This window comes from Sphingobium sp. B8D3A (assembly GCF_025961995.1).
Classification (GTDB): Bacteria; Pseudomonadota; Alphaproteobacteria; order Sphingomonadales; family Sphingomonadaceae; genus Sphingobium.
The window spans coordinates 21,313-42,682 of sequence record NZ_JAOQOS010000001.1 but is presented as its reverse complement, the minus strand read 5'-3'; the positions used below and the strand labels follow the sequence as shown (position 1 = coordinate 42,682).

Annotated in this window: 29 protein-coding genes; 19 read left to right on the top strand and 10 right to left on the bottom strand. The window is 64.7% G+C overall.

From position 1 onward, the window contains the following. Window positions 1–24: 24 nt before the first annotated feature. The 10 genes from M2342_RS00255 to M2342_RS00210 all read right to left on the bottom strand — a co-directional run bounded on the left by M2342_RS00255 (window position 25) and on the right by M2342_RS00210 (window position 9,307). On the bottom strand, window positions 25–921 hold the full coding sequence (locus tag M2342_RS00255) for a pirin family protein (RefSeq protein ID WP_264577610.1): 897 nt from the start codon (window positions 919–921) through the stop codon (window positions 25–27). 94 nt (window positions 922–1,015) lie between these two features. After that, window positions 1,016–2,113: a branched-chain amino acid aminotransferase gene (locus M2342_RS00250; protein ID WP_413715030.1), complete on the bottom strand. Its 1,098-nt coding sequence runs from the start codon at window positions 2,111–2,113 to the stop codon at window positions 1,016–1,018. A gap of 113 nt (window positions 2,114–2,226) precedes the next feature. Then, the gene (locus M2342_RS00245; protein WP_264577608.1) at window positions 2,227–3,477 is read right to left on the bottom strand and encodes an MgtC/SapB family protein; all 1,251 of its coding nucleotides are present in this window, start codon (window positions 3,475–3,477) and stop codon (window positions 2,227–2,229) included. A 2-nt stretch (window positions 3,478–3,479) separates the two neighbouring features. After that, window positions 3,480–3,854 carry a DsrE family protein gene (locus M2342_RS00240; RefSeq protein WP_264577607.1) on the bottom strand — a complete coding sequence of 125 codons (375 nt, stop codon included), beginning with the start codon at window positions 3,852–3,854 and terminating at the stop codon, window positions 3,480–3,482. After that, window positions 3,851–4,609, bottom strand: a complete 759-nt coding sequence (locus tag M2342_RS00235; protein WP_264577606.1) for a HesA/MoeB/ThiF family protein — start codon at window positions 4,607–4,609, stop codon at window positions 3,851–3,853. The genes M2342_RS00240 and M2342_RS00235 overlap by 4 nt, the downstream gene beginning before the upstream one ends. Window positions 4,610–4,624: 15 nt before the next feature. Beyond that, entirely contained in the window at window positions 4,625–5,083 is a 459-nt protein-coding gene (gene dut / locus M2342_RS00230; RefSeq protein WP_181561241.1) for a dUTP diphosphatase, read from the bottom strand. Beyond that, on the bottom strand, window positions 5,064–6,317 hold the full coding sequence (coaBC, locus tag M2342_RS00225) for a bifunctional phosphopantothenoylcysteine decarboxylase/phosphopantothenate--cysteine ligase CoaBC (protein WP_264577605.1): 1,254 nt from the start codon (window positions 6,315–6,317) through the stop codon (window positions 5,064–5,066). The genes dut and coaBC overlap by 20 nt, the downstream gene beginning before the upstream one ends. Before the next feature lie 57 nt (window positions 6,318–6,374). Continuing rightward, complete coding sequence (gene ubiB, locus M2342_RS00220) at window positions 6,375–7,913, bottom strand: 2-polyprenylphenol 6-hydroxylase (RefSeq protein ID WP_264577604.1); 1,539 nt, start codon at window positions 7,911–7,913, stop codon at window positions 6,375–6,377. A 48-nt stretch (window positions 7,914–7,961) separates the two neighbouring features. Continuing rightward, entirely contained in the window at window positions 7,962–8,693 is a 732-nt protein-coding gene (locus M2342_RS00215; protein ID WP_181561244.1) for a class I SAM-dependent methyltransferase, read from the bottom strand. An 89-nt stretch (window positions 8,694–8,782) separates the two neighbouring features. Then, window positions 8,783–9,307: a DUF1993 family protein gene (locus M2342_RS00210; RefSeq protein ID WP_264577603.1), complete on the bottom strand. Its 525-nt coding sequence runs from the start codon at window positions 9,305–9,307 to the stop codon at window positions 8,783–8,785. A gap of 386 nt (window positions 9,308–9,693) precedes the next feature. On the opposite strand from M2342_RS00210, the gene rpsL reads away from it, so the two are divergent. The 19 genes from rpsL (at window position 9,694) to rpsN (ending at window position 21,370) form a co-directional block, all read left to right on the top strand. After that, complete coding sequence (gene rpsL / locus M2342_RS00205; RefSeq protein ID WP_181561246.1) at window positions 9,694–10,065, top strand: 30S ribosomal protein S12; 372 nt, start codon at window positions 9,694–9,696, stop codon at window positions 10,063–10,065. A gap of 18 nt (window positions 10,066–10,083) precedes the next feature. Further along, entirely contained in the window at window positions 10,084–10,554 is a 471-nt protein-coding gene (gene rpsG / locus M2342_RS00200; protein ID WP_181561247.1) for a 30S ribosomal protein S7, read from the top strand. Window positions 10,555–10,737: 183 nt separating this feature from the next. After that, complete coding sequence (gene fusA / locus M2342_RS00195) at window positions 10,738–12,831, top strand: elongation factor G (protein ID WP_264571786.1); 2,094 nt, start codon at window positions 10,738–10,740, stop codon at window positions 12,829–12,831. 106 nt (window positions 12,832–12,937) lie between these two features. Beyond that, complete coding sequence (gene tuf / locus M2342_RS00190) at window positions 12,938–14,128, top strand: elongation factor Tu (protein ID WP_181561249.1); 1,191 nt, start codon at window positions 12,938–12,940, stop codon at window positions 14,126–14,128. A gap of 144 nt (window positions 14,129–14,272) precedes the next feature. Then, entirely contained in the window at window positions 14,273–14,584 is a 312-nt protein-coding gene (gene rpsJ, locus M2342_RS00185) for a 30S ribosomal protein S10 (RefSeq protein ID WP_014077880.1), read from the top strand. Between the two features lie 236 nt (window positions 14,585–14,820). Further along, window positions 14,821–15,579: a 50S ribosomal protein L3 gene (rplC, locus tag M2342_RS00180; RefSeq protein WP_181561250.1), complete on the top strand. Its 759-nt coding sequence runs from the start codon at window positions 14,821–14,823 to the stop codon at window positions 15,577–15,579. 3 nt (window positions 15,580–15,582) lie between these two features. Continuing rightward, window positions 15,583–16,209 (top strand): 50S ribosomal protein L4, encoded by a 627-nt coding sequence (gene rplD / locus M2342_RS00175; protein WP_264571787.1) that lies wholly within the window; start codon window positions 15,583–15,585, stop codon window positions 16,207–16,209. Further along, window positions 16,202–16,516: a 50S ribosomal protein L23 gene (locus M2342_RS00170; protein WP_181561252.1), complete on the top strand. Its 315-nt coding sequence runs from the start codon at window positions 16,202–16,204 to the stop codon at window positions 16,514–16,516. Before rplD ends, M2342_RS00170 begins: the two co-directional genes overlap by 8 nt. A 14-nt stretch (window positions 16,517–16,530) precedes the next feature. Next, a complete protein-coding gene (gene rplB / locus M2342_RS00165) occupies window positions 16,531–17,367 on the top strand; it encodes a 50S ribosomal protein L2 (protein WP_181561253.1) in 837 nt (278 codons plus the stop codon). A gap of 3 nt (window positions 17,368–17,370) precedes the next feature. Then, window positions 17,371–17,649: a 30S ribosomal protein S19 gene (gene rpsS, locus M2342_RS00160; protein WP_181561254.1), complete on the top strand. Its 279-nt coding sequence runs from the start codon at window positions 17,371–17,373 to the stop codon at window positions 17,647–17,649. Further along, window positions 17,649–18,032, top strand: coding sequence for a 50S ribosomal protein L22 (rplV, locus tag M2342_RS00155; RefSeq protein ID WP_181561255.1), 384 nt, complete (start codon window positions 17,649–17,651; stop codon window positions 18,030–18,032). The genes rpsS and rplV overlap by 1 nt, the downstream gene beginning before the upstream one ends. Window positions 18,033–18,035: 3 nt before the next feature. Continuing rightward, the gene (gene rpsC / locus M2342_RS00150; RefSeq protein WP_181561256.1) at window positions 18,036–18,731 is read left to right on the top strand and encodes a 30S ribosomal protein S3; all 696 of its coding nucleotides are present in this window, start codon (window positions 18,036–18,038) and stop codon (window positions 18,729–18,731) included. A gap of 24 nt (window positions 18,732–18,755) precedes the next feature. Next, entirely contained in the window at window positions 18,756–19,187 is a 432-nt protein-coding gene (gene rplP, locus M2342_RS00145) for a 50S ribosomal protein L16 (protein ID WP_181561257.1), read from the top strand. Between the two features lie 5 nt (window positions 19,188–19,192). Then, complete coding sequence (gene rpmC, locus M2342_RS00140; protein ID WP_181561258.1) at window positions 19,193–19,396, top strand: 50S ribosomal protein L29; 204 nt, start codon at window positions 19,193–19,195, stop codon at window positions 19,394–19,396. Between the two features lie 15 nt (window positions 19,397–19,411). Next, window positions 19,412–19,690, top strand: a complete 279-nt coding sequence (gene rpsQ, locus M2342_RS00135) for a 30S ribosomal protein S17 (RefSeq protein ID WP_181561259.1) — start codon at window positions 19,412–19,414, stop codon at window positions 19,688–19,690. Window positions 19,691–19,771: 81 nt separating this feature from the next. Beyond that, complete coding sequence (gene rplN, locus M2342_RS00130) at window positions 19,772–20,140, top strand: 50S ribosomal protein L14 (RefSeq protein ID WP_014077869.1); 369 nt, start codon at window positions 19,772–19,774, stop codon at window positions 20,138–20,140. Beyond that, window positions 20,140–20,448 (top strand): 50S ribosomal protein L24, encoded by a 309-nt coding sequence (rplX, locus tag M2342_RS00125; protein WP_181561260.1) that lies wholly within the window; start codon window positions 20,140–20,142, stop codon window positions 20,446–20,448. The genes rplN and rplX overlap by 1 nt, the downstream gene beginning before the upstream one ends. Further along, window positions 20,448–21,023 (top strand): 50S ribosomal protein L5, encoded by a 576-nt coding sequence (rplE, locus tag M2342_RS00120; protein ID WP_181561261.1) that lies wholly within the window; start codon window positions 20,448–20,450, stop codon window positions 21,021–21,023. The genes rplX and rplE overlap by 1 nt, the downstream gene beginning before the upstream one ends. 41 nt (window positions 21,024–21,064) lie before the next feature. Beyond that, window positions 21,065–21,370 (top strand): 30S ribosomal protein S14, encoded by a 306-nt coding sequence (rpsN, locus tag M2342_RS00115; protein ID WP_181561262.1) that lies wholly within the window; start codon window positions 21,065–21,067, stop codon window positions 21,368–21,370.

Below are 21,370 nucleotides of genomic sequence, written 5' to 3'. Positions count from 1 at the left end.
CGCCCGGCCTGAAATCGTTCAGGCCTAGTCGGGCAGCGGAATGAACTCGCGCTCGCCGGGCACGGTGTCGAATCGGCCCTGCCGCCAGTCGTCCTTGGCCTGTTCGATGCGATCGCGGGAGCTGGAAACGAAGTTCCAGTAGATGTGCCGTGGCCCATCCAATGGCTCGCCGCCGACCAGCATGATGCGGGTCGGGCCATTCGCGCGCAGAACGATCTCGCTATCCGGCTTGAAGATCACCAGTTCGCCGGCGTTGAAACCGCCGCTCTGGCCTTCCACGGCCAGCCCGCCCGAGATGACATAGACTGCGCGTTCGATATGGTCGGTGCCCAGCCGGTAGCGCGCGCCGTCCTGGAGCGTGACGTCGGCGTACAGCATGTCCGAGAAGGCCTGCACCGGCGAGGTCAGCCCGTCGCTGCTCCCCGCGACGACGCGGATGCGCACGCCCTCCGCCTCCGTCTCAGGAATCGTATCGGCGGCGTGATGGAAGAAGGCCGGATCGACCTCTTCCTTCGCCTGCGGCAGCGCGACCCAGGTCTGGAGGCCGAACAAAGGCCCGCCCGCCGCGCGGGTATCATCGGCGCTGCGCTCGGAATGGACGATGCCGCGGCCCGCCGTCATCCAGTTGACGGCGCCGGGGCGGATCGGCTGGACCTTGCCCAGCGAATCGCGGTGGAGGATCTCGCCCTCCAGCACATAGGTTACCGTGGCGAGGCCGATGTGCGGATGGGGGCGGACGTCCAGGCCCTCGCCGGCCGAGAAGGTCGTCGGGCCGAACTGGTCGAAGAACACGAAGGGGCCGACCATCCGGCGATGGGCCGATGGCAGTGCGCGCCGGACCTGAAAGCCATCGCCCAGATCGCGCACGGGCGGCAGGATGATCATGTCGACACTGTCGATGCCGGTCGGGCGCAAGGTCATCGGGTCTGTTCCTTCAGATAGACTGGTTCATATCCTTATGCAGAATGACCCGCTCCGTTGCCAGCCGTTTGCCGGCCCGTCCAGGCCAACCCGCTTAGGCCAGGCGGGTCATCCAGCCATGCTGATCCGGCTTCTGGCCGAGCTGCACGCCGACCAGCGCCTCGCGCAGCGCGCGGGCCACCTCGCCGCCATCGCCATTGCCGATGATGAAATCGCCCTGGGTCGAGCGCACCTCGCCGATGGGCGTGATGACGGCAGCGGTTCCGCAGGCAAACGCTTCCTTCAGCTTGCCGCTCTTGGCATCGGTCATCCACTGCTCGAAACTGTAGGGCTCTTCCTTCACCGTGTAGCCGGCATCCTCGGCGACGAGCCGCAACGAATCGCGGGTGACGCCGGGCAGGATCGAGCCGTTGAGCGGCGGGGTGATGATCGTGCCGTCATTGAACACGAACATGATGTTCATGCCGCCCAGTTCCTCGATCCATTTGCGCTCGACCGCGTCGAGGAACAGCACCTGGTCGCAGCCATGCTCGATGCCGACGGATTGCGGCTGCAGGCTCGCCGCATAATTGCCGCCGCACTTGGCAGCACCGGTGCCCCCGGGGACCGCGCGGACATAATCATGGCTGACCCACAGCGTCACGGCCGACTTGCCGCTCTTGAAATAGCCGCCGACCGGGGACGCGATCACGCAATAGACATATTCGCGCGCCGGGCGGACGCCGAGGAAGGCCTCGCTGGCGAACATGAAGGGGCGCAGGTACAGGCTGCCCTTGTCGGCATCCGGCACCCAGTCGATGTCCGCCGCGACCAGCTTGCGGATGCTCTCGACGAACAGATCCTCCGGCAGATGCGGCATGGCGAGGCGCGTGGCGCTCTGGTTGAAACGGGCGGCGTTGGCCTCCGGGCGGAAGCTCGCGACAGACCCGTCCGGCAGGCGATAGGCCTTGAGCCCCTCGAAAATCTCCTGCGCATAATGGAGCACGGCGGCTGCCGGATCGAGCGGGATGGGCTGGCGCGGACCCAGTACGGCATCGTGCCAACCCTGTCCCTCGGTATAGCGGATCGTCACCATATGATCGGTGAAGAGCGTGCCGAAACCGAGCGTGGCAATGGCGGCAACCCTGTCCTCGGGCGAGGTGGGGGAGGCGAGCGGCTGGGTCGTGAAGTCCAACATGCGAAATCTGTCCATTGAAGCTGGATGGGTTCAGGTGGCGCAGGCGGTATCAGGATAAACGCAGGCTGTCATGCCCCCGCGCGTCCGCTGGCGGCATCGGTTGCCGCGCCGTTGCAGGTGCGCCGCGCTCAGCCCAGCCAGAACAGGGCAGCGCCCGCCAGCGAGGCGAGCAGGGACGCAAAGAGCGGGGCGCATGCGACGATGCCATTGCGTCCCCCGGCCAGCATGAGCGCCATCACGCCTTTGACGGCGGTATTGGCGAAGACCGGGGCGGCGAGGATGAAGCCCGCCGTGGCGTTGTCGAGCGTTTGTGCGGGCAGGCCGGCAAGGGTGAGCACCGCCGCGTCCACATCCATGAAGCCGGTGAGGCCTATGACGACGGCGATGCCTTCGTCGCCCCAGACATCCAGCGCCCATCGCGCCACCAGCGAGAAGACGGCAACGAAGCCCGCCAGCATCAGCGCCGGGCCAAAATCAAAGGGATTGCCGAGCTTCACCGGTGCCCCATCCGGCGAATCGTCGCGGCGCCAGGCGATCAGGGCCATGATCGCCGAGACGACCAGCGCCGGCGCCAGCACCAGCGTGAGCGTGGGCAGGGCGCGGGGCACGAGGATGGCAGTCAACACCTGCACGCGCACGAACATGACGATGGTGGCGATGGCGATGCCGGCGGTCAGCACGCCGCGTAATTCCGGCTCGGTGCTCAGGCGGCGGGCGTACCAGGCCGTCACCGCCGTGGACGAGACGATGGAGCCGGTCAGTGCCATCATCAATACGCCCCGGCTGCTGCCGAACCGGCGCGCGACGACATAGCCGGCGAAGGAGAGACCGGCGACCAGCACCACCACCATCCAGATCTGGCGGGGATTCCAGGCATTATAGGGACCATAAGTGGCATCGGGCAGCAGCGGCAGGACGACGAGCGCGACCAGCGCGAAGCGGGCGACACCCTCGATCTCGGCTTCCGTCAGCCCGCGCAGCAGGGCGTGCATCGAGTGACGGGCGCTCAGCAGCACGAATGCCGCACCCGCCGCCGCCAGAGCGATGGCGGGTGAGAGCGCCAGCGCTGTATAGCCAATGGCGAAGGTCAGGAGCGCCGCGACAATCGTGGTGGCGGAAAGCTGGTCGTCGCGAATCGCCTGACCGAAACCAATGAGCAGCGCGCCGACCACGCCAAGCGCCATGATCGCGACGATCATCTCCGGCAGGAGCGCAGACAGGCCCCCGGCAAAGCCAATCAGGCCGAAGGTGCGGAACCCCGCCACCCGTTGCCCGGCCTGCTTGTCGCGCTGAGTCCAGCCTCGTTCGAGGCCGATCAGAAGGCCGGCGGCGAGAGCAGCGAGAAGCCCGAGCAGCGATGGAGACAGAGCGAGGCTCATGGTCAGAGCGTCAGCAGGCGGATGTCCGGCCCAGCCGCCGCGAGAAAGGCAATGGGGCCAGTGATCTCGATACGGGAATCGAGGCCGTCCGCCGCCATGCCCGCCATGGCGAGGCCGCTCTGGCAGAGGCTGATCGCCACGCCTTCATCCAGCGCATCGTCCAGCAATTGCGCGAGCGTCGGCTCCCCGGCTGCAGCCCAGGCGGCGTCCTGCGGGGCGCCGATCGGGGTGCGCAACAGGGCAGCCGCCTCGCCTTGCAGGAAGATGCGGGCCGCACTTCCCAGAGCGACCTCTGCCCGCGCGAGCGACAGGGCCGCGCGCAATCGGGAAGGATCGGCGCTGACCACGACGAGAGCGAGAGGCGGCCGCGCGCTCATCCGCAGGCCAGCGCGGCCTTGCAGGCCGGGTCCGGCGGAATGGCCATGGTCCGCAGACGACGGGCGAGCAGATCGAAGACAATGAGCTTGCCGGTCGTCGCTTCACCGAAGGGCACGAGGGCGCGGATGGCCTCCAGCGCTGCCATCGATCCGATGATGCCGGTCAGCGCCCCAACAATGCCTTCCTCGGCGCAGGTGCGGGCGGGGTCGGTGCGGGTGTCGCCGACCAGGCAACGATAGCAGGGCTGGCCGTCCTCCCATCCCCGCCAGACACCGATCTGCCCCTCGAACTGGCCGACAGCGGCGCTCACCAGCGGAATGCGCAGCCGGGTCGCGGCGTCCGAGACGGCGAGGCGCGTTTCGAAATTGTCGCAGCCATCCAGGATGATGTCGGCATCGCGCAGCAGCGTCGCGGCATTGTCGGCATCCAGCGCGGTGTTGATCGGAATGGCATGACAATCCGGGTTGAGCTGGCGCACTGCATCCCGCGCGGCTTCCGCCTTCGGACGACCGATGTCGTCGCTGGCGAACAGGATTTGCCGCTGCAGGTTGGAGAGGCTCACCGTATCATGATCGATGATCCGCAGGGTGCCGATGCCGGCCGCAGCCAGATAGGCGATGGCCGGGCACCCGATGCCCCCCGCGCCGATGATCGCAACATGCGCGCCGGCCAGCCTTGCCTGCCCTGCGCCGCCGATCTCGCGCAGCACGATGTGGCGGGCATATCGCTCAAGCTGATCGTCGGTGAAGTCCATCAGTGCGGCTGTGCGTCAGACCGTGCGGACGCCGGTGGAGCCGAAACCGCCCGCACCGCGCGCCGTATCATCGAGCGTCGCGACCTCGACCATGCGCGCGATCTGCACCGGCGCCACGATCAACTGGGCGATCCTGTCGCCGCGCTTGATCTCGAAATCATCCTCGCCAAGGTTGACCAGGATCACCTTTAATTCGCCGCGATAATCGCTGTCGATCGTGCCGGGGGTGTTGGGCAGCGTGATGCCATGCTTGAGCGCCAGCCCCGACCGGGGGCGCACCTGCACCTCGAACCCCTCGGGAATGGCAAGCGCGAGACCTGTGGCCACCGCATGGCGGGCCATGCTCGGCAGCGTTACATCCTCGGCGGAGACCACGTCCATGCCGGCTGCGCCGGCGGTGGCATAGCTGGGCAATGGCAGGTCTTCGCCATGGGGCAGGCGCTTCACCGCAATGTCAACGAGCGGCCAGTTCATCGGAAATCCTTTCAATCAGCCGCGTGGCGACAAGGGCTTTGGGCATGTCCGGCCAGTCTTCGACGCCCTGCGCCGTGACCAGATGGACGCTGTTGCGCGATCCGCCCATGACATCGCCGGACACGTCATTGGCGACGATCCAGTCCGCTCCCTTGCGCTGGCGCTTGGCGATGGCGTGGTCGACGACGGTTTCCGTTTCGGCCGCGAAGCCGACGAGCAGGGCGGGGCGCTGGGCGTGGCGCGCCAGTGACGCGAGGATATCCGGATTCTCGGCCAGCGCGAGCGGGGCAGGCGCGCCCGAGCCATCCTTCTTGATCTTCTGGCCGGCCTCGTCGGCGGCGCGCCAATCGGCCACTGCTGCGACCAATATGGCAGTATCGGCTGGCAAGGCTCCCTCCACGGCGGCCTGCATCTCCCGCGCGGTCTGCACGTCCACCCGGGTGACGGCACGCGGCGTGGGCAGGCTGACCGGCCCGGCGACGAGCGTGACGCGCGCACCGGCTTGCGCTGCGGCGGCGGCAATCGCAAAGCCCTGCTGCCCGGACGACCGGTTGGCGATGTAGCGCACGGGGTCGATCGGTTCGTGTGTCGGCCCGGCGGTCACCAGCACATGGCGGCCAAGCAGATTGGCGTGGCTGAGATCGGGCGCATGGATCGTTCTGCTGGTGTCGGTCAGCAGCGCGGCCGGTGACGGCGCCTCTGCCAGCAGCCGCTCGATTTGCTGCACGATGGCGGCCGGGTCGGGCAGGCGGCCCTTGCCCCACTCGTTGCAGGCCATGGCACCGACGTCAGGCTCCATCACATGGATGCCATCGGCCCGCAGCGTGTCGAGGTTCCGCTGGGTGGCCTTGTGGTGCCACATCCGCACATTCATTGCGGGTACGGCGAGCACCGGCTTGTCGGTGGCGAGCAGCACGGTCGTGGCAAGATCGTCGGCGATGCCCGATGCCATCTTGGCAAGGATGTTGGCGGTCGCCGGTGCGACGACGATCAGGTCGGCCTCGCGGCTGAGCTGGATATGGCCGATCTCGCGCTCCTCCTTGAGGTCGAACATGTCACCATAGACATGATCCTCGGTGAGCACGCCGAAGGAGAGCGGCGTCACGAATTTGGTGGCGGCGTCGGTCAGCACGGCGCGCACGGCGAGGCCCTTGCCCTTGAGCAGGCGCACCAGTTCCAGCGCCTTGTAGGCGGCGATCCCGCCGGAGACGATGAGGAGGATCCGCTGGGTCATGATGGTTCCATAGCGGCTGGGCGCCGGTCCGGCTAGCGGCTCGGCAGGGGCGAGACGTCAGGCAAGGAGCGCCATGGCACCCGCGCCGGCTGCTGCCGCCAGAATCGCCACGCCCGCATATCGCCAGAACCAGCCGACCTTCACCTGCACCAGCTTCACCGCCGGCAGGGGCGGCGGGGGCGGGGCGCCACCCGGCTCGGGATAGGCTTCCTCCAGTCGCCGGATGAGGCCGGGCAGGCGGCGGATCGTGTCCATCGTCTCGTGGATCGAATCGGCGATCTTGGCTTCGGGGCCGAGTTCGTCGCGCAGCCAACTCTTCACATAGGGGCCGGAGACGTCCCACATGTTGATCGTCGGATCGAGCATGGTCGCCACGCCCTCGACCATCACCATCGTCTTTTGCAGCAGCAGCAGATGGGGCTGCGTCTGCATGTCGAAATCGCGGGTGATGGCGAACAGGCCGTCCAGCATCTGGCCGACAGACAACTCGCTGACCGGCTTGCCGCGCATCGGTTCGCCGACGGCACGCAGGGCGGTGGCGAACTCGGCGACATTGTGGTGGGCCGGCACATATTGCGCTTCGAAATGGATTTCCGCCACGCGGCGATAGTTGCCGGTGATGAGGCCATAGAGGATCTCGGCCAGCCACAGCCTCGCGCGCCGGTCGATCCGCCCCATGATGCCGAAGTCGATGGCGACGATGGTGCCATCGGCCTGCACGAACAGATTGCCCTGGTGCATGTCGGCATGGAAGAATCCGTCGGCGATGGCCTGGCGCAGGAAGGTGTTGACCAGTCGCGCGGCGAGATCGCTCAGATCGTGCCCGGCTGCGACCAGCGCCGCTCGGTCGCTGATCTTGATGCCGTCGATCCATTCGAGGGTCATCACCCGGCCGTTGGTGCGATCCCAGTCGATTTGCGGGATGCGATAGCGCGGCACGGCGGACATGGCCTCGGCCAGTTCGGAGGCAGAGGCTGCCTCGCGCCGCAGATCCAGCTCGCGCGCTGTCCAGCGCTTGAGATTGGCGACGACCAGACGCGGTCGGAGGCGCGAGGCCTCGCCGCCCAGTTGCTCCAGATGCGCCGCTGCCCATTCATAAGTGTCGATGTCGCGGTTGAATCGCTCGCGAATGCCCGGGCGCAGCACCTTGATGGCGACCGCGCGGCCGTCCGTCGTCACGGCACGATGCACCTGCGCGATGGACGCCGCGCCCACGGCGTGCTCATCGACGCTGGCGTAGATCGAGTCGAGCGGTCGCCCGAAGCTGGCTTCGATCTCGGCGCGAATCGCGGAGAAGGGCATGGGCGGGAGCGCGTCCTGCAGCGACAGCAGATCGCGGGCAGCATCCTCACCGACCAGATCGGGGCGCGTCGCCAGCGACTGGCCGAGCTTGATCGCAGCCGGGCCAATGGCTTGAAACGCCTCCGCATAGCGCGGCTCCTTGGGCACGCGCGCGCCGAGCCGTGCCAGCCGTGCGAGGCGGCGGACCGGCGCGGGCGTATTGCCATCCCGCTCGATACCGCGCAGCGCGCCATGCCGGGCGAGGGTCCGCCCCCATGAGAGCAGGCGCCAGAGATGGGTGATGTGGGCTGTCATGACCTTATCGCCTTGCGAAACGCACCATGGCGCTGCTGCGCTCGCGAATCATATCTTCCATCCAGAATGAATGGCGACGAGGCCGCCCATGATCGGCTCGGCCTTCGCTTGCACGAAGCCCGCCTCTTCGATCATGCCCTTGAACTTGGGCATGTCCGGGAAGCGGCGGATCGACTCGATGAGATAGCGATAGCTCTCCGCATCCCCTGCGATCATCTTTCCCAGCTTGGGCACCAGCTTGTGCGAATAGGCGTCATACACATCGCCGAAACCGGGCCAGGTGGTGCTGGAAAATTCCAGGCAGAAGAAGCGGCCGCCATATTTGAGCACGCGATGCGCCTCGCGCAGCGCCGCCGGGATATCGGTCACATTACGGATGCCGAACGCGATGGTGTAGGCATCGAAGCTGCGATCCCCGAAGACCAGCTGCTCGGCATTTTGCGGCTGCCAGACCAGGCCCTCGATGCCGCGCTTCTGCGCCCGCGTCATGCCCACGGCGAGCATATCCTCGTTGATGTCGCTCACCGTCACACGCGCGCCATGCTTGGCCATGCGGAAGGCGATGTCGCCGGTGCCGCCGGCCATGTCGAGAATCGCCTCGTCCTTGCGCGGCTTCACGCGGCGGACGAACTGGTCCTTCCACAGCCGATGCATACCGCCGGACATCGCATCGTTCATGATGTCGTAGTTGCGGGCGACATTGGAGAAGACGTCGCCGACCAGCTTCGTCTTTTCCTCGGGGGCTACCTCACGATAGCCAAAGGACACTGTCTCGCTCATGGGGCCGGGCTCTAGCCGACTCTGCCGGTCGCGCAAAGGGCGAACCATGCCGGAGCGGCCGATGCCGCGCGGGATGGGCCGCCGTCAGCTCATGCCGGGTCGGCGAGCGCGACCGGCGCGCCGAGATGGGCCAGGAAATCCGGCTTGCCGATCGCGATCCCACGTGCCCGCAGCAGCGCATAGGCCATGGTCGCATGGAACAGGAAATTGGGCAGCATGAAGCCGGTGACATAATCCCGCCCGTGGAACCGGTATCCCTGACCGTTCGGGAAGCGCAGCACGATCTCGCGGTCCTCGCTGCCGTCCAGTTGTGCGGGCGTGACGCTCTGGACGAAGGCGATGGTCTTTGCGCACCGCTCCTGCAGGGCATCGAGGCTCGCCTCGGTATCCGGCATGGCCGGCGGCTCAATGCCGGCGAGGCGGGCGATGCCGTTCTTGGCGCTGTCCGACGCCATCTGATATTGCGCCGTGAGCGGGCGCATGTCCTCGATCAGCCGGGCGGCCAGCAGATCGGCCTCGGCAGCCCGCACATCCGGGCGCGCGAGCCACCTCTCCATGTTGGTCAAGCTGTTGACGAGGAGGGGAACGGTGATCGCGTGCATGGTCAGGGTCATCAGCTCTCGCCTTTGCTGCCAGGGTATTGGGCCGGGGTGATTGGGCCGGGTGATTGGGATGTGCGCGCGCAGGCCGAAAGAGGCAAGGCGGCATTTCAAAACGCCTCGCCGCCACGCGTGCCCCTTGGGGTGAGCCGTGCTTGACCGGTTGCCGGCCTCTCTGTATAGGCCCGCCTGCCTCGCGGCCCGCAACCTGTGCTTTCACTAGGATTCGGTCGCTCGTCCGCTGGGTCATACAGAGCTTGAACATTGCCTATGCTCTTGCGGGGCCAGGGGGTCTTTACCGACCGCCGGGTCTCTTGTCGTTTGGAGGTCAGCCCCGGCTGGCCATCGGCCGACCCAGGACATGCAGATGGCAGAGTAACTGAAAAAAGGTGAAGGGCTTCATGCCAACGATCAACCAGCTGGTCCGCAAGGGCCGCGAGCCGCAGAAGGCCAAGAGCAAGGTCCCTGCGATGGAGCAGAACCCGCAGAAGCGCGGCGTCTGCACCCGTGTCTACACCGTGACCCCGAAGAAGCCGAACTCGGCTCTCCGCAAGGTCTGCAAGGTGCGCCTCACCAACAGCCGTGAGGTCATCAGCTACATCCCGGGCGAAGGCCACAACCTCCAGGAACACAGCGTCGTGCTGATCCGTGGCGGCCGTGTGCGCGACCTTCCCGGTGTGCGCTATCACGTTCTTCGCGGCGTTCTGGATACCCAGGGCGTCAAGGACCGCAAGCAGAGCCGTTCCAAGTACGGCGCGAAGCGTCCGAAGTAAGCAGGGGAGAACAGAGATATGTCACGTCGTCGTCGCCCCGAAAAGCGCGTCATCCTGCCCGATCCCCAGTATGGCGATCAGGTTCTGTCCAAGTTCATGAACAGCGTCATGTATGACGGCAAGAAGGCCGTCGCTGAGCAGATTGTTTATGGCGCACTGGCCACCGTTGAAACCCGCGCCAAGAAGGATCCGATCTCGGTCTTTCATGACGCCCTCAACAATGTGAAGCCGGGCATCGAGGTCCGCAGCCGCCGCGTTGGTGGTGCGACCTATCAGGTGCCGGTGGAAGTCCGTCCCGAGCGCGCCCAGGCGCTGGCCATTCGCTGGCTCATCAATGCGGCGCGCAGCCGCAGCGAGACCACGATGGCGGCCCGCCTCTCCGGCGAGCTTCTGGACGCCGCGAACAACCGTGGCAATGCTGTGAAGAAGCGTGAAGACACGCACCGGATGGCCGAAGCCAACCGCGCCTTCTCGCATTACCGCTGGTAAGCACTATATTGGAAGCCGGGGCAGTCACGGGACTGTCCCGGCTTCCTGCACCACCGTTCGCTCGGGCCTGTCGAAGGGCTGTTCTTCCGTGAGGGGAGAAACGGGTCCCCGCCGAGCCAACCCGAACGGAGAGGAACCTTTCAGACCGCAGCCCCGCCGCACGCGGGCAATGGAGTAAAGATCATGGCCCGCAGCCACCCGCTCGAGCGTTACCGCAATTTCGGCATTATGGCGCACATCGACGCCGGCAAGACGACGACGACCGAGCGCATCCTCTATTACACCGGCAAGTCCTACAAGATCGGCGAAGTGCACGACGGCGCCGCCACGATGGACTGGATGGAGCAGGAGCAGGAGCGCGGCATCACGATCACGTCGGCTGCGACGACCTGCCTGTGGAAGGCCGATGAGGGCAAGGGCCCCGAGCATCGCCTGAACATCATCGACACCCCCGGCCACGTGGACTTCACCATTGAGGTGGAGCGCTCGCTGCGCGTGCTCGACGGCGCGGTTGCCGCGTTCGACGGCGTCGCCGGCGTGGAGCCGCAGTCGGAGACGGTGTGGCGTCAGGCCGACAAGTACGGCGTGCCCCGGATGTGCTTCATCAACAAGCTCGACCGCACGGGTGCCAATTTCTATTATTGCGTGCAGACGATCATCGATCGCCTGGGCGCGACCCCGGCCGTCCTGTATCTGCCCATCGGTGCGGAATCGGACTTCAAGGGTCTCGTCGACCTCGTGAACAACCGCGCGATCATCTGGAAGGATGAGAATCTGGGTGCCGAATTCTTCTATGAAGAAATTCCGGCCGACCTCGCCGACAAGGCTGCCGAATATCGCGAGAAGCTGGTTGAGCTGGCCGTCGAGCAGGACGATGCCGCGATGGAAGCCTATCTCGAGGGTAACGAGCCCGACGTCGCGACGCTCAAGAAGCTGATCCGCAAGGGCACGCTGAACCAGAGCTTCGTGCCGGTGCTGTGCGGCTCGGCCTTCAAGAACAAGGGCGTGCAGGCGCTGCTGGACGCGGTCGTCGACTATCTGCCCAGCCCGCTGGACATCGAGGACGTGCAGGGCATCAACCCCGACACGGAAGAGCCGGACAGCCGCGCCACCAGCGACGAGGCGCCGTTCTCGGGTCTCGCGTTCAAGATCATGAACGATCCGTTCGTCGGCTCGCTCACCTTCCTGCGCGTCTATTCCGGCACGCTGAGCAAGGGCACCTATCTGAACTCCGTGAAGGACAAGAAGGAAAAGATCGGCCGTATGCTCCTGATGCATGCGAACAGCCGTGAGGACATCGATACGGCTTATGCCGGCGATATCGTCGCGCTGGCCGGCATGAAGGAAACGACGACCGGTGACACGCTGTGCGCCGAGCGTCAGCCAATCATCCTGGAACGCATGGAATTCCCCGAGCCGGTCATCGAGCTGTCCGTGGAACCCAAGACCAAGGCCGACCAGGAAAAGATGGGCGTCGCGCTCAACCGCCTGGCCGCCGAGGATCCGTCCTTCCGCGTTTCGACCGATCACGAATCGGGCCAGACCATCATCAAGGGCATGGGCGAGCTTCACCTCGAAATCCTCGTCGACCGCATGAAGCGCGAGTTCAAGGTCGAGGCGAACGTCGGTGCGCCGCAGGTGGCCTATCGCGAGTATCTCAAGAAGGCCGTCGACGTCGACTACACCCACAAGAAGCAGTCGGGCGGCACCGGCCAGTTCGGCCGCATCAAGGTGAAGGTCACGCCGGGCGAGCGCGGTGCGGGCATCATCTTCAAGGACGAGATCAAGGGCGGCAATATTCCCAAGGAATATATCCCGGCGATCGAGAAGGGTATGCGCGAGACGGCGGCCACGGGTTCGCTCATCGGCTTCCCGATCATCGACTTCGAGATCAACCTGTATGACGGCGCCTATCACGACGTCGACTCGTCGGCGCTGGCATTCGAAATCACCGGTCGCGGTGCGATGCGTGAAGTCGCGCAGAAGGCCGGCATCACGCTGCTCGAGCCGGTGATGAAGGTCGAGGTGGTGACGCCTGAGGAATATCTGGGTGACGTCATCGGCGACATGAACTCGCGTCGTGGCCAGATCCAGGGCACCGACAGCCGCGGTAATGCGCAGGTTGTCGAGGCGATGGTCCCGCTGGCCAACATGTTCGGCTATGTGAACTCGCTCCGCTCGTTCACCCAGGGCCGCGCAAACTACTCCATGCAGTTCTCGCACTATGACGAGGTGCCGCAGAACGTCGCGGACGAGGTGAAGGCGAAGCTGGCCTAAGCCGGCACTTTCATCTGGATTTATGTAAATTTGCTGTTATGGGGGCGCCTTCGCGAGGCTTCCCCGAGCGGTTGAACCCAAGCTATTGAGCGAAAAGAGGTAGGAAATGGCTAAGGCTAAATTCGAGCGGAACAAGCCGCACTGCAATATCGGCACCATCGGTCACGTCGACCATGGTAAGACCACGCTGACCGCCGCCATCACCAAGGTGCTGGCCGAAACCGGTGGCGCCACGTTCACGGACTATGCCAACATCGACAAGGCTCCCGAGGAGCGCGAGCGCGGCATCACGATCTCGACCGCACACGTCGAGTATGAGACTGGCGCCCGTCACTATGCGCACGTCGACTGCCCGGGCCACGCTGACTATGTGAAGAACATGATCACCGGTGCCGCCCAGATGGACGGCGCGATCCTCGTGGTGAACGCTGCTGACGGCCCGATGCCGCAGACCCGCGAGCACATCCTGCTCGCCCGTCAGGTCGGCGTGCCGGCGCTCGTCGTGTACATGAACAAGGTCGACCAGGTCGACGACGAGGAGCTCCTCGAGCTCGTCGAGCTGGAAGTGCGCGAGCTGCTCTCCAGCTACGACTTCCCGGGCGACGACATCCCCATCGTCAAGGGTTCGGCTCTGGCCGCTCTCGAAGGCCGTGACGACGCGATCGGCAAGGATTCGATCAAGGCGCTCATGGATGCCGTCGACGCCTACATCCCGCAGCCGGCCCGTCCGGTTGACCGTCCGTTCCTGATGCCGATCGAAGACGTGTTCTCGATCTCGGGTCGCGGCACCGTGGTGACCGGCCGCGTCGAGACCGGCGTTGTGAAGGTTGGCGAGGAAGTCGAGATCATCGGCCTCAAGCCCACCAAGAAGACGACCGTCACCGGCGTGGAAATGTTCCGCAAGCTGCTCGACCAGGGTGAAGCCGGCGACAACATCGGCGCGCTGATCCGTGGCGTTGGTCGTGAAGAAGTCGAGCGTGGTCAGGTTCTGGCCAAGCCGGGTTCGGTCACGCCGCACACCGAGTTCGAAGCCGAGGTGTACGTGCTGTCGAAGGACGAAGGTGGCCGTCACACGCCGTTCTTCGCCAACTATCGTCCGCAGTTCTACTTCCGCACGACGGACGTGACCGGCGAAGTCGTCCTCCCCGAGGGCACCGAGATGGTCATGCCTGGCGACAACGTGAAGCTGGCCGTCAAGCTCATCGCGCCGATCGCGATGGACCCGGGTCTCCGCTTCGCTATTCGCGAAGGTGGCCGCACGGTCGGTTCTGGGGTTGTCGCGACGATCTCGAAGTAATATAGGCAGCGAGCCGCTCGGATCAGGTGATTCGAGCGGCCTGCTTTTTTCGCCGCTTCGCGCGGGCTCGTGAGTGCCAGAACGGCACCGGGGCCATCAGGGTGAAGCGGTTTTGTTTTGGCTCTTTCACATCGGTTAGTGGACATGGAAACGCAGAATATCCGTATTCGTCTCAAGGCATTCGATCATCGCGTGCTGGATCAGGCGACCGGCGACATCGCCGATACCGCTCGTCGTACGGGTGCTCTCATTCGCGGTCCCATTCCGCTGCCGACCCGGATCGAGAAGTTCACGGTCAACCGTGGGCCGCACATCGATAAGAAGAGCCGTGAACAGTTCGAGGTCCGCACCTACAAGCGCATGCTTGATATCGTGCAGCCGACCCCGCAGACCGTCGACGCGCTGATGAAGCTCGATCTGGCTGCCGGCGTGAACGTCGAGATCAAACTGGCCTGATGGCCGTAGCGGGGCGGCCTCCGGGTCGCCTTGCAGGACATTTGGATACCGCCGGCTTCGGCCGGGCAGCGTCCTCCGTCGTTTCCTCCTCGCTTGTCGAGGGTCCGGAAGCATCCAGCCCGGACGGGGGAACGCATCGCAAAATCGGGTTGGCTGCCTGGATCTTAGGGTCCTGGCGGTTTTTTCGTTGGATAAGCCCCCGCATCATGCAGGGGCCTCTATTGGAGGATTGGATCATGCGTACCGGCGTGATCGCGAAGAAAGTGGGTATGACCCGCCTGTTCCAGGATGATGGCCGCCATGTGCCCGTCACCGTTCTGGCGCTCGAAGGCAACCAGGTCATTGCCCGTCGCGAAATGGATAAGGACGGCTATGTAGCCGTGCAGCTGGGTGCCGGCGTTGCGAAGGCGAAGAATGTCGCCAAGCCGCAGCGCGAGCACTTCGCCAAGGCTCAGGTGGAACCCAAGGCGCAGGTCGTCGAGTTCCGCGTGGCCGAAGACGCCCTGCTCGATGTCGGCGCGGAAATCGCTGCCGATCACTTCATCGCTGGTCAGCTCGTCGACGTGACGGGCCAGACGCAGGGCAAGGGCTTTGCCGGCGCCATGAAGCGCTGGGGCTTCGGCGGTATGCGCGCCACGCACGGCGTGTCGATCAGCCACCGTGCCCATGGTTCGACGGGTAACCGTCAGGATCCGGGCCGCGTGTTCAAGAACAAGAAGATGGCCGGCCACATGGGCGACCGTCAGCGCACCCAGCAGAACCTTGAGATCGTCCGCACGGACGTGGAGCGCGGCCTGCTGTTCGTGAAGGGCAGCGTGCCCGGCTCGAAGGGTGCCTGGCTTCTCGTCAAGGACGCCGTAAAGGTCGATCGTCCGGCTGATGTGCCGTACCCGGCCAGCATCAAGTCGGCTGCGAACAATAACGCCGAGGCTCCGGCCGATACGCCTGCGCAGGACGTCGCGGCGCCCGAGGCCACTGAAGGCCAGGAGGGCTAAGTCATGAAGATCAAGGTTCTCACTCTGGACGGCGGCAAGGCCTCCGGCGATGTCGAGCTGAATGACGATGTGTTCGGCCTCGAGCCGCGCGCGGACATTCTGCACCGTGTCGTCACCTGGCAGCTTGAAAAGCGCCGTGCCCCGGCATCGGCGACGCGCGAGCGCTCTGACGTTGCCCGCACGGGCAAGAAGTTCGGTCGCCAGAAGGGCGGCGGTACGGCTCGTCACGGCGATCGCCGCGCCCCGATCTTCATCGGTGGTGGTAAGGCGCACGGTCAGCGCGCCCGTACCTTCGGGCACTCGCTCAACAAGAAGGTGCGTGCACTGGGCCTGAAGATGGCGCTTTCGGCCAAGGCCAAGGGCGGCTCGCTCACGGTTCTGGACAATCTGGACGTCAAGGACGGCAAGACCAAGGAACTGGCGGGTCAGCTCGCCAAGCTCAACCTCGGCAAGGTGCTGTTCATCGACGGCGAGGCGACCAACCTCTCCTTCGCCAAGGCCTCGTCCAATCTCGTCGGTGTCAATGTGCTCCCCGCCATCGGTGCCAATGTCTACGATATCCTGCGTGCGGACAGCCTGGTGCTGACCCGTGCCGCGGTCGAGCAGCTGGAGGCGCGCTTCAATGGCTAAGAAGCAGGCAGCAGCGGTGGCCACGCGTCATTACGACGTGATTGTCGCCCCGCACATCACCGAAAAGGCGACGCTGGTCTCCGAGCACAACGCGGTTGTGTTCAAGGTCGCGCGTGACGCTTCGAAGCCCGAGATCAAGGCCGCTGTCGAGGCGCTGTTCAATGTCAGCGTCAAGTCGGTCAACACGATCGTCCAGAAGGGCAAGACCAAGCGCTGGAAGGGCAAGCCCTACACGCGCTCGGACGTGAAGAAGGCTGTCGTGACCCTGGCCGAAGGCCAGTCAATCGACATCACCACGGGCATTTGAGGGCGGACTGAACAATGGCACTCAAGCATTATAACCCGACGAGCCCGGCCCAGCGCGGCCTGATCCTCGTCGACCGGTCCGGCCTCCACAAGGGCAAGCCCGTCAAGGCGCTGACCGAAGGCAAGCGCAAGACCGGTGGCCGCAACAACAAGGGCCATGTGACCTCGCGCGGTATCGCCGGCGGTCACAAGCAGCGCTATCGCATCATCGACTTCAAGCGTCGCAAGTGGGACGTCGAAGGCACGGTGGAGCGTCTGGAATATGACCCGAACCGCACGGCGTTCATTGCGCTGGTCAGCTATGCCGACGGCGAGCAGGCCTACATCATCGCCCCGCAGCGTCTGGCTGTCGGCGACAAGGTGATCGCAGGCAAGAAGACCGACGTGAAGCCGGGCAACGCGATGGAACTGGGTCAGATGCCGGTCGGCACGATCATCCACAACATCGAGATGAAGCCGGGCAAGGGCGCTCAGATCGCACGCAGCGCGGGCACCTATGCCCAGCTCGTCGGTCGCGATCGCGGCATGGTCATCGTCCGTCTCGGCTCGGGTGAGCAGCGCTACATCCGCTCGGACTGCATGGCGACCATCGGTGCGGTGTCGAACCCCGACAACCAGAACCAGAACCTCGCCAAGGCCGGCCGCAGCCGCTGGCTCGGCCGTCGCCCGCTCACCCGCGGCGTCGCCAAGAACCCGGTCGACCACCCGCACGGCGGTGGTGAAGGCCGGACCTCGGGCGGCCGTCATCCGGTTACCCCGTGGGGCAAGCCGACCAAGGGTGCTCGTACCCGTCACAACAAGTCGACCGACAAGATGATCATCCGGTCGCGTCACGCCAAGAAGAAGAGGTAAGCGATGGCTCGCTCCGTCTGGAAGGGTCCCTTCGTGGACCTGCATCTGCTCAAGAAGGCAGAAACCGCGCAGGAGAACAACGGCCGTGGCGGTCCGATCAAGACCTGGTCGCGCCGCTCCACCATCCTGCCGCAGTTCGTTGGCCTGACGTTCAACGTCTACAATGGTCGCAAGCACGTTCCCGTTTCGGTGAACGAAGACATGGTCGGTCACAAGCTGGGTGAATTCGCGCCGACGCGCTACTTCCCCGGCCACGCCGCTGACAAGAAGGGCAAGCGCTGATGGGCAAGGCAAAAGCTCCCCGCCGCGTCTCGGACAATGAGGCGCTGGCCGTCGGCACGCAGATCCGCGGTTCGGCCCAGAAGCTGAACCTGGTCGCCGCGCTCATCCGTGGCCGCAAGGTCGAGGACGCGATGAACGTGCTCGCCTTCTCCAAGCGCGCGATGGCGGTCGATGTTCGCAAGGTGCTCGCCAGCGCGGTCGCCAATGCGGAGAACAACCACAATCTCGACGTCGACGCGCTCGTCGTCGCCGAGGCGAGTGTCGGCAAGTCGTTCACCATGAAGCGCTTCCATGCGCGTGGTCGCGGCAAGTCCACCCGCATCCTGAAGCCCTTCAGCCGCGTGCGCATCGTCGTGCGTGAAGCTGCGGAAGAGGAGGCCTGATCCATGGGTCACAAGAGCAATCCCATCGGTCTGCGCCTGCAGATCAACCGCACCTGGGACAGCCGCTGGTTCGCGGAAGGTCAGGACTATGGTCGCCTGCTGCTTGAGGATCTCAAGATCCGCAAGTATGTCATGAAGACGCTGCCCCAGGCCGCGATCTCCAAGGTGGTCATCGAGCGTCCGGCCAAGCTGTGCCGCGTGTCGATCTATGCAGCCCGTCCCGGTGTCATCATCGGCAAGAAGGGCGCGGACATCGAGAAGCTGCGCAAGAAGCTGAGCGCGATGACGTCCAGCGACGTGAGCCTGAACATCGTCGAGATCCGCAAGCCGGAAATCGACTCCAAGCTCGTCGCCCAGGGCGTTGCCGATCAGCTCGAGCGTCGCATCGCTTTCCGTCGCGCCATGAAGCGCGCCGTGCAGAGCGCGCTGCGTCTCGGCGCCGAGGGCATCAAGATCACCTGCGGCGGCCGTCTGGGCGGCGCGGAGATCGCCCGTGTCGAGTGGTATCGCGAAGGTCGCGTTCCGCTGCACACGCTGCGTGCGAACGTCGATTATGCAGAAGCCGAGGCCCACACGGCCTATGGCGTTTGCGGCATCAAGGTCTGGATCTTCAAGGGCGAGATCCTCGGCCACGATCCGATGGCGACCGACCGTCTCATGCTGGAGGCTCAGACCTCCGGTGTGCGTCCGGCTCGCTGAGAATTGAGAGCAAGGTAAAGCATCATGCTACAGCCGAAGAAAACCAAGTTCCGCAAGACCTTCAAGGGTCGCATCAAGGGCGATGCCAAGGGTGGAACGGACCTCAATTTCGGATCCTACGGCCTCAAGGCTCTGGAACCGGAGCGGGTCACTGCGCGCCAGATCGAAGCGGCTCGCCGCGCGATCACGCGTCACATCCGTCGTCAGGGCCGTCTCTGGATTCGCGTCTTCCCGGACGTGCCGGTGTCCAAGAAGCCTGCCGAAGTCCGTCAGGGTAAGGGCAAGGGTTCGATCGAATATTGGGCGGCGCGCGTAAAGCCCGGCCGCATCCTGTTCGAGCTGGACGGCGTGCCCGGTCCGCTGGCTGCGGAAGCATTCAGCCGCGCAGCGATGAAGCTGCCGATCAAGACGAAGGTGGTGGCGCGTCTCGGCGACACCTCGCATCTGGGAGCATGATGGTCATGACCAAGATTTCTGACCTCAAGGCGAAGAGCGACGATCAGCTTTCGACCGATCTGGGCGAGCTGAAGCGCGAGCAGTTCAACCTGCGCTTTCAGGCTGCGACCAACCAGCTTGAGAAGCCGAGCCGCGTGCGCGAAGTGCGTCGTGACATCGCGCGGATCAAAACCCTCCAGGCCGAGCGTTCGCGCTCGTCCGCGAAGTAAGAAGGAAACAGGCCCATGCCCAAGCGCGTGCTGACGGGAACGGTGGTTTCCGACAAGGGTGACAAGACGGTCGTCGTCAAGGTGGAGCGCAAGGTGAAGCACCCGCTCTACGGCAAGATCATCCGTCGCTCGAAGAAGTATCACGCCCACGATGATGCCAACGAGTATCACGAGGGTGAGACTGTCCGTATCGAGGAGACGGCGCCGATCTCGAAGCTGAAGACCTGGAAGGTCATCGCGCGGGTCGACACCCACAAGTCTCCCGAGCAGGTCGCTGCAGACGCAGCAGCCTGAGCAGGTCTCAAGGATTTAACGGAACCACCGGGCCAGACACAGGCTGTGTCCCGGCAGGCCAATTGAGAAGGAACCGGATCGATGATCCAGATGCAATCCAATCTTGATGTCGCTGACAACAGCGGCGCCAAGCGCGTCCAGTGCATCAAGGTGCTCGGCGGCTCGAAGCGTCGTTTTGCCAGCGTTGGCGACATCATCGTCGTCTCCGTGAAGGACGCCGCCCCCCGTGGCCGCGTGAAGAAGGGTGACGTTCACCGCGCTGTGATCGTGCGCACCGCCAAGGACGTTCGTCGTCCCGACGGCAGCGTCATTCGCTTCGACGGCAATGCGGCCGTGCTGGTCAACAAGAATGCGGAGCCGATTGGCACGCGTATCTTTGGCCCCGTGGTCCGCGAGCTGCGCGCAAAGAACTTCATGAAGATCATTTCGCTTGCTCCCGAGGTGCTGTGATGAGCGCTGCACGTATCAAGAAGGGTGACACGGTCGTCGTGCTCGCCGGCAAGGACAAGGGCCGCACCGGTTCCGTCCTCCAGGTGATGCCCAAGGATGACAAGGTGCTGGTCGACGGCATCAACGTTCACGCCCGCCACCGCAAGCCCGACCAGGCAAATCCGCAGGGCGGCATCGATCGCAAGCCGGCGCCGCTGCACATTTCCAATGTTGCACTGGCTGTCGACGGCAAGGCCACGCGCGTCCGCTTCGAGGACCGTGACGGCAAGAAGGTCCGCGTCGCGGTCAAGACCGGGGAGGTCATCTGATGGCTGACAAGTACATCCCGCGCTCGCGCAAGCTGTATGACGAGACCATCGTCAAGGCGCTGAGCGAGAAGTTCGGTTACAAGAACCACATGGAAATCCCCCGGATCGAGAAGATCACGCTCAACATGGGCGTGGGCGAGGCGACCCAGGACAAGAAGAAGGTCACCCAGGCCGCCGAGGAAATGGAACTGATTGCCGGCCAGAAGCCGGTCATCACCAAGGCGAAGAAGTCGATCGCGCAGTTCAAGCTGCGTGAAGGCATGCCCATCGGTGCGAAGGTGACCCTGCGTCGCGAGCGCATGTACGAGTTTCTCGATCGTCTGGTGACGATCGCGATGCCCCGCATCCGCGACTTCCGTGGTCTCAACCCGAAGAGCTTCGACGGCCGTGGCAACTATGCCTTCGGCATCAAGGAGCAGATCATCTTCCCCGAGATCAGCTATGACCGCGTCGACAAGGTGCGTGGCATGGACATCATCGTGACCACCACGGCCCGCACGGACGAAGAAGCGCGCGAACTGCTGCGTCTTTTCGGTTTCCCGTTCCCCGCCGAGGCGGAAAAAGAGGCTGCGTGAGCGTGGCCGGATCCAATTTCTAAGGAAGAGAGCTTAAGTCCATGGCGAAACTGAGTTCGATCAACAAGAACGAACGGCGCAAGAAGCTGGTGAAGAAGTACGCCGGCAAATATGCCCGTCTCAAGGCAGTGGCGAATGACACGTCGCTTGATGACAGCGAGCGTCTGATCGCACGTCTCAAGCTGGCCGAGATCCCCCGCAACGGCAACCCGACCCGGGTGCGCAACCGTTGCGAGCTGACCGGTCGTCCCCGCGCTTACTATCGCAAGTTCCGGCTTTGCCGTGTTCAGCTGCGCGATCTGGCCAACAAGGGCCTGATCCCCGGCGTCACCAAGTCGAGCTGGTAA

What these genes read in the sequence shown, in the direction of transcription:
- M2342_RS00255 (WP_264577610.1), bottom strand. Translation starts at nt 921, where the DNA reads ATGACCTTGCGCCCGACCGGCATCGACAGTGTCGACATGATCATCCTG.
- M2342_RS00250 (WP_413715030.1), bottom strand. Translation starts at nt 2,113, where the DNA reads ATGGACAGATTTCGCATGTTGGACTTCACGACCCAGCCGCTCGCCTCC.
- M2342_RS00245 (WP_264577608.1), bottom strand. Translation starts at nt 3,477, where the DNA reads ATGAGCCTCGCTCTGTCTCCATCGCTGCTCGGGCTTCTCGCTGCTCTC.
- M2342_RS00240 (WP_264577607.1), bottom strand. Translation starts at nt 3,854, where the DNA reads ATGAGCGCGCGGCCGCCTCTCGCTCTCGTCGTGGTCAGCGCCGATCCT.
- M2342_RS00235 (WP_264577606.1), bottom strand. Translation starts at nt 4,609, where the DNA reads ATGGACTTCACCGACGATCAGCTTGAGCGATATGCCCGCCACATCGTG.
- dut (WP_181561241.1), bottom strand. Translation starts at nt 5,083, where the DNA reads ATGAACTGGCCGCTCGTTGACATTGCGGTGAAGCGCCTGCCCCATGGC.
- coaBC (WP_264577605.1), bottom strand. Translation starts at nt 6,317, where the DNA reads ATGACCCAGCGGATCCTCCTCATCGTCTCCGGCGGGATCGCCGCCTAC.
- ubiB (WP_264577604.1), bottom strand. Translation starts at nt 7,913, where the DNA reads ATGACAGCCCACATCACCCATCTCTGGCGCCTGCTCTCATGGGGGCGG.
- M2342_RS00215 (WP_181561244.1), bottom strand. Translation starts at nt 8,693, where the DNA reads ATGAGCGAGACAGTGTCCTTTGGCTATCGTGAGGTAGCCCCCGAGGAA.
- M2342_RS00210 (WP_264577603.1), bottom strand. Translation starts at nt 9,307, where the DNA reads ATGACCCTGACCATGCACGCGATCACCGTTCCCCTCCTCGTCAACAGC.
- rpsL (WP_181561246.1), top strand. Translation starts at nt 9,694, where the DNA reads ATGCCAACGATCAACCAGCTGGTCCGCAAGGGCCGCGAGCCGCAGAAG.
- rpsG (WP_181561247.1), top strand. Translation starts at nt 10,084, where the DNA reads ATGTCACGTCGTCGTCGCCCCGAAAAGCGCGTCATCCTGCCCGATCCC.
- fusA (WP_264571786.1), top strand. Translation starts at nt 10,738, where the DNA reads ATGGCCCGCAGCCACCCGCTCGAGCGTTACCGCAATTTCGGCATTATG.
- tuf (WP_181561249.1), top strand. Translation starts at nt 12,938, where the DNA reads ATGGCTAAGGCTAAATTCGAGCGGAACAAGCCGCACTGCAATATCGGC.
- rpsJ (WP_014077880.1), top strand. Translation starts at nt 14,273, where the DNA reads ATGGAAACGCAGAATATCCGTATTCGTCTCAAGGCATTCGATCATCGC.
- rplC (WP_181561250.1), top strand. Translation starts at nt 14,821, where the DNA reads ATGCGTACCGGCGTGATCGCGAAGAAAGTGGGTATGACCCGCCTGTTC.
- rplD (WP_264571787.1), top strand. Translation starts at nt 15,583, where the DNA reads ATGAAGATCAAGGTTCTCACTCTGGACGGCGGCAAGGCCTCCGGCGAT.
- M2342_RS00170 (WP_181561252.1), top strand. Translation starts at nt 16,202, where the DNA reads ATGGCTAAGAAGCAGGCAGCAGCGGTGGCCACGCGTCATTACGACGTG.
- rplB (WP_181561253.1), top strand. Translation starts at nt 16,531, where the DNA reads ATGGCACTCAAGCATTATAACCCGACGAGCCCGGCCCAGCGCGGCCTG.
- rpsS (WP_181561254.1), top strand. Translation starts at nt 17,371, where the DNA reads ATGGCTCGCTCCGTCTGGAAGGGTCCCTTCGTGGACCTGCATCTGCTC.
- rplV (WP_181561255.1), top strand. Translation starts at nt 17,649, where the DNA reads ATGGGCAAGGCAAAAGCTCCCCGCCGCGTCTCGGACAATGAGGCGCTG.
- rpsC (WP_181561256.1), top strand. Translation starts at nt 18,036, where the DNA reads ATGGGTCACAAGAGCAATCCCATCGGTCTGCGCCTGCAGATCAACCGC.
- rplP (WP_181561257.1), top strand. Translation starts at nt 18,756, where the DNA reads ATGCTACAGCCGAAGAAAACCAAGTTCCGCAAGACCTTCAAGGGTCGC.
- rpmC (WP_181561258.1), top strand. Translation starts at nt 19,193, where the DNA reads ATGACCAAGATTTCTGACCTCAAGGCGAAGAGCGACGATCAGCTTTCG.
- rpsQ (WP_181561259.1), top strand. Translation starts at nt 19,412, where the DNA reads ATGCCCAAGCGCGTGCTGACGGGAACGGTGGTTTCCGACAAGGGTGAC.
- rplN (WP_014077869.1), top strand. Translation starts at nt 19,772, where the DNA reads ATGATCCAGATGCAATCCAATCTTGATGTCGCTGACAACAGCGGCGCC.
- rplX (WP_181561260.1), top strand. Translation starts at nt 20,140, where the DNA reads ATGAGCGCTGCACGTATCAAGAAGGGTGACACGGTCGTCGTGCTCGCC.
- rplE (WP_181561261.1), top strand. Translation starts at nt 20,448, where the DNA reads ATGGCTGACAAGTACATCCCGCGCTCGCGCAAGCTGTATGACGAGACC.
- rpsN (WP_181561262.1), top strand. Translation starts at nt 21,065, where the DNA reads ATGGCGAAACTGAGTTCGATCAACAAGAACGAACGGCGCAAGAAGCTG.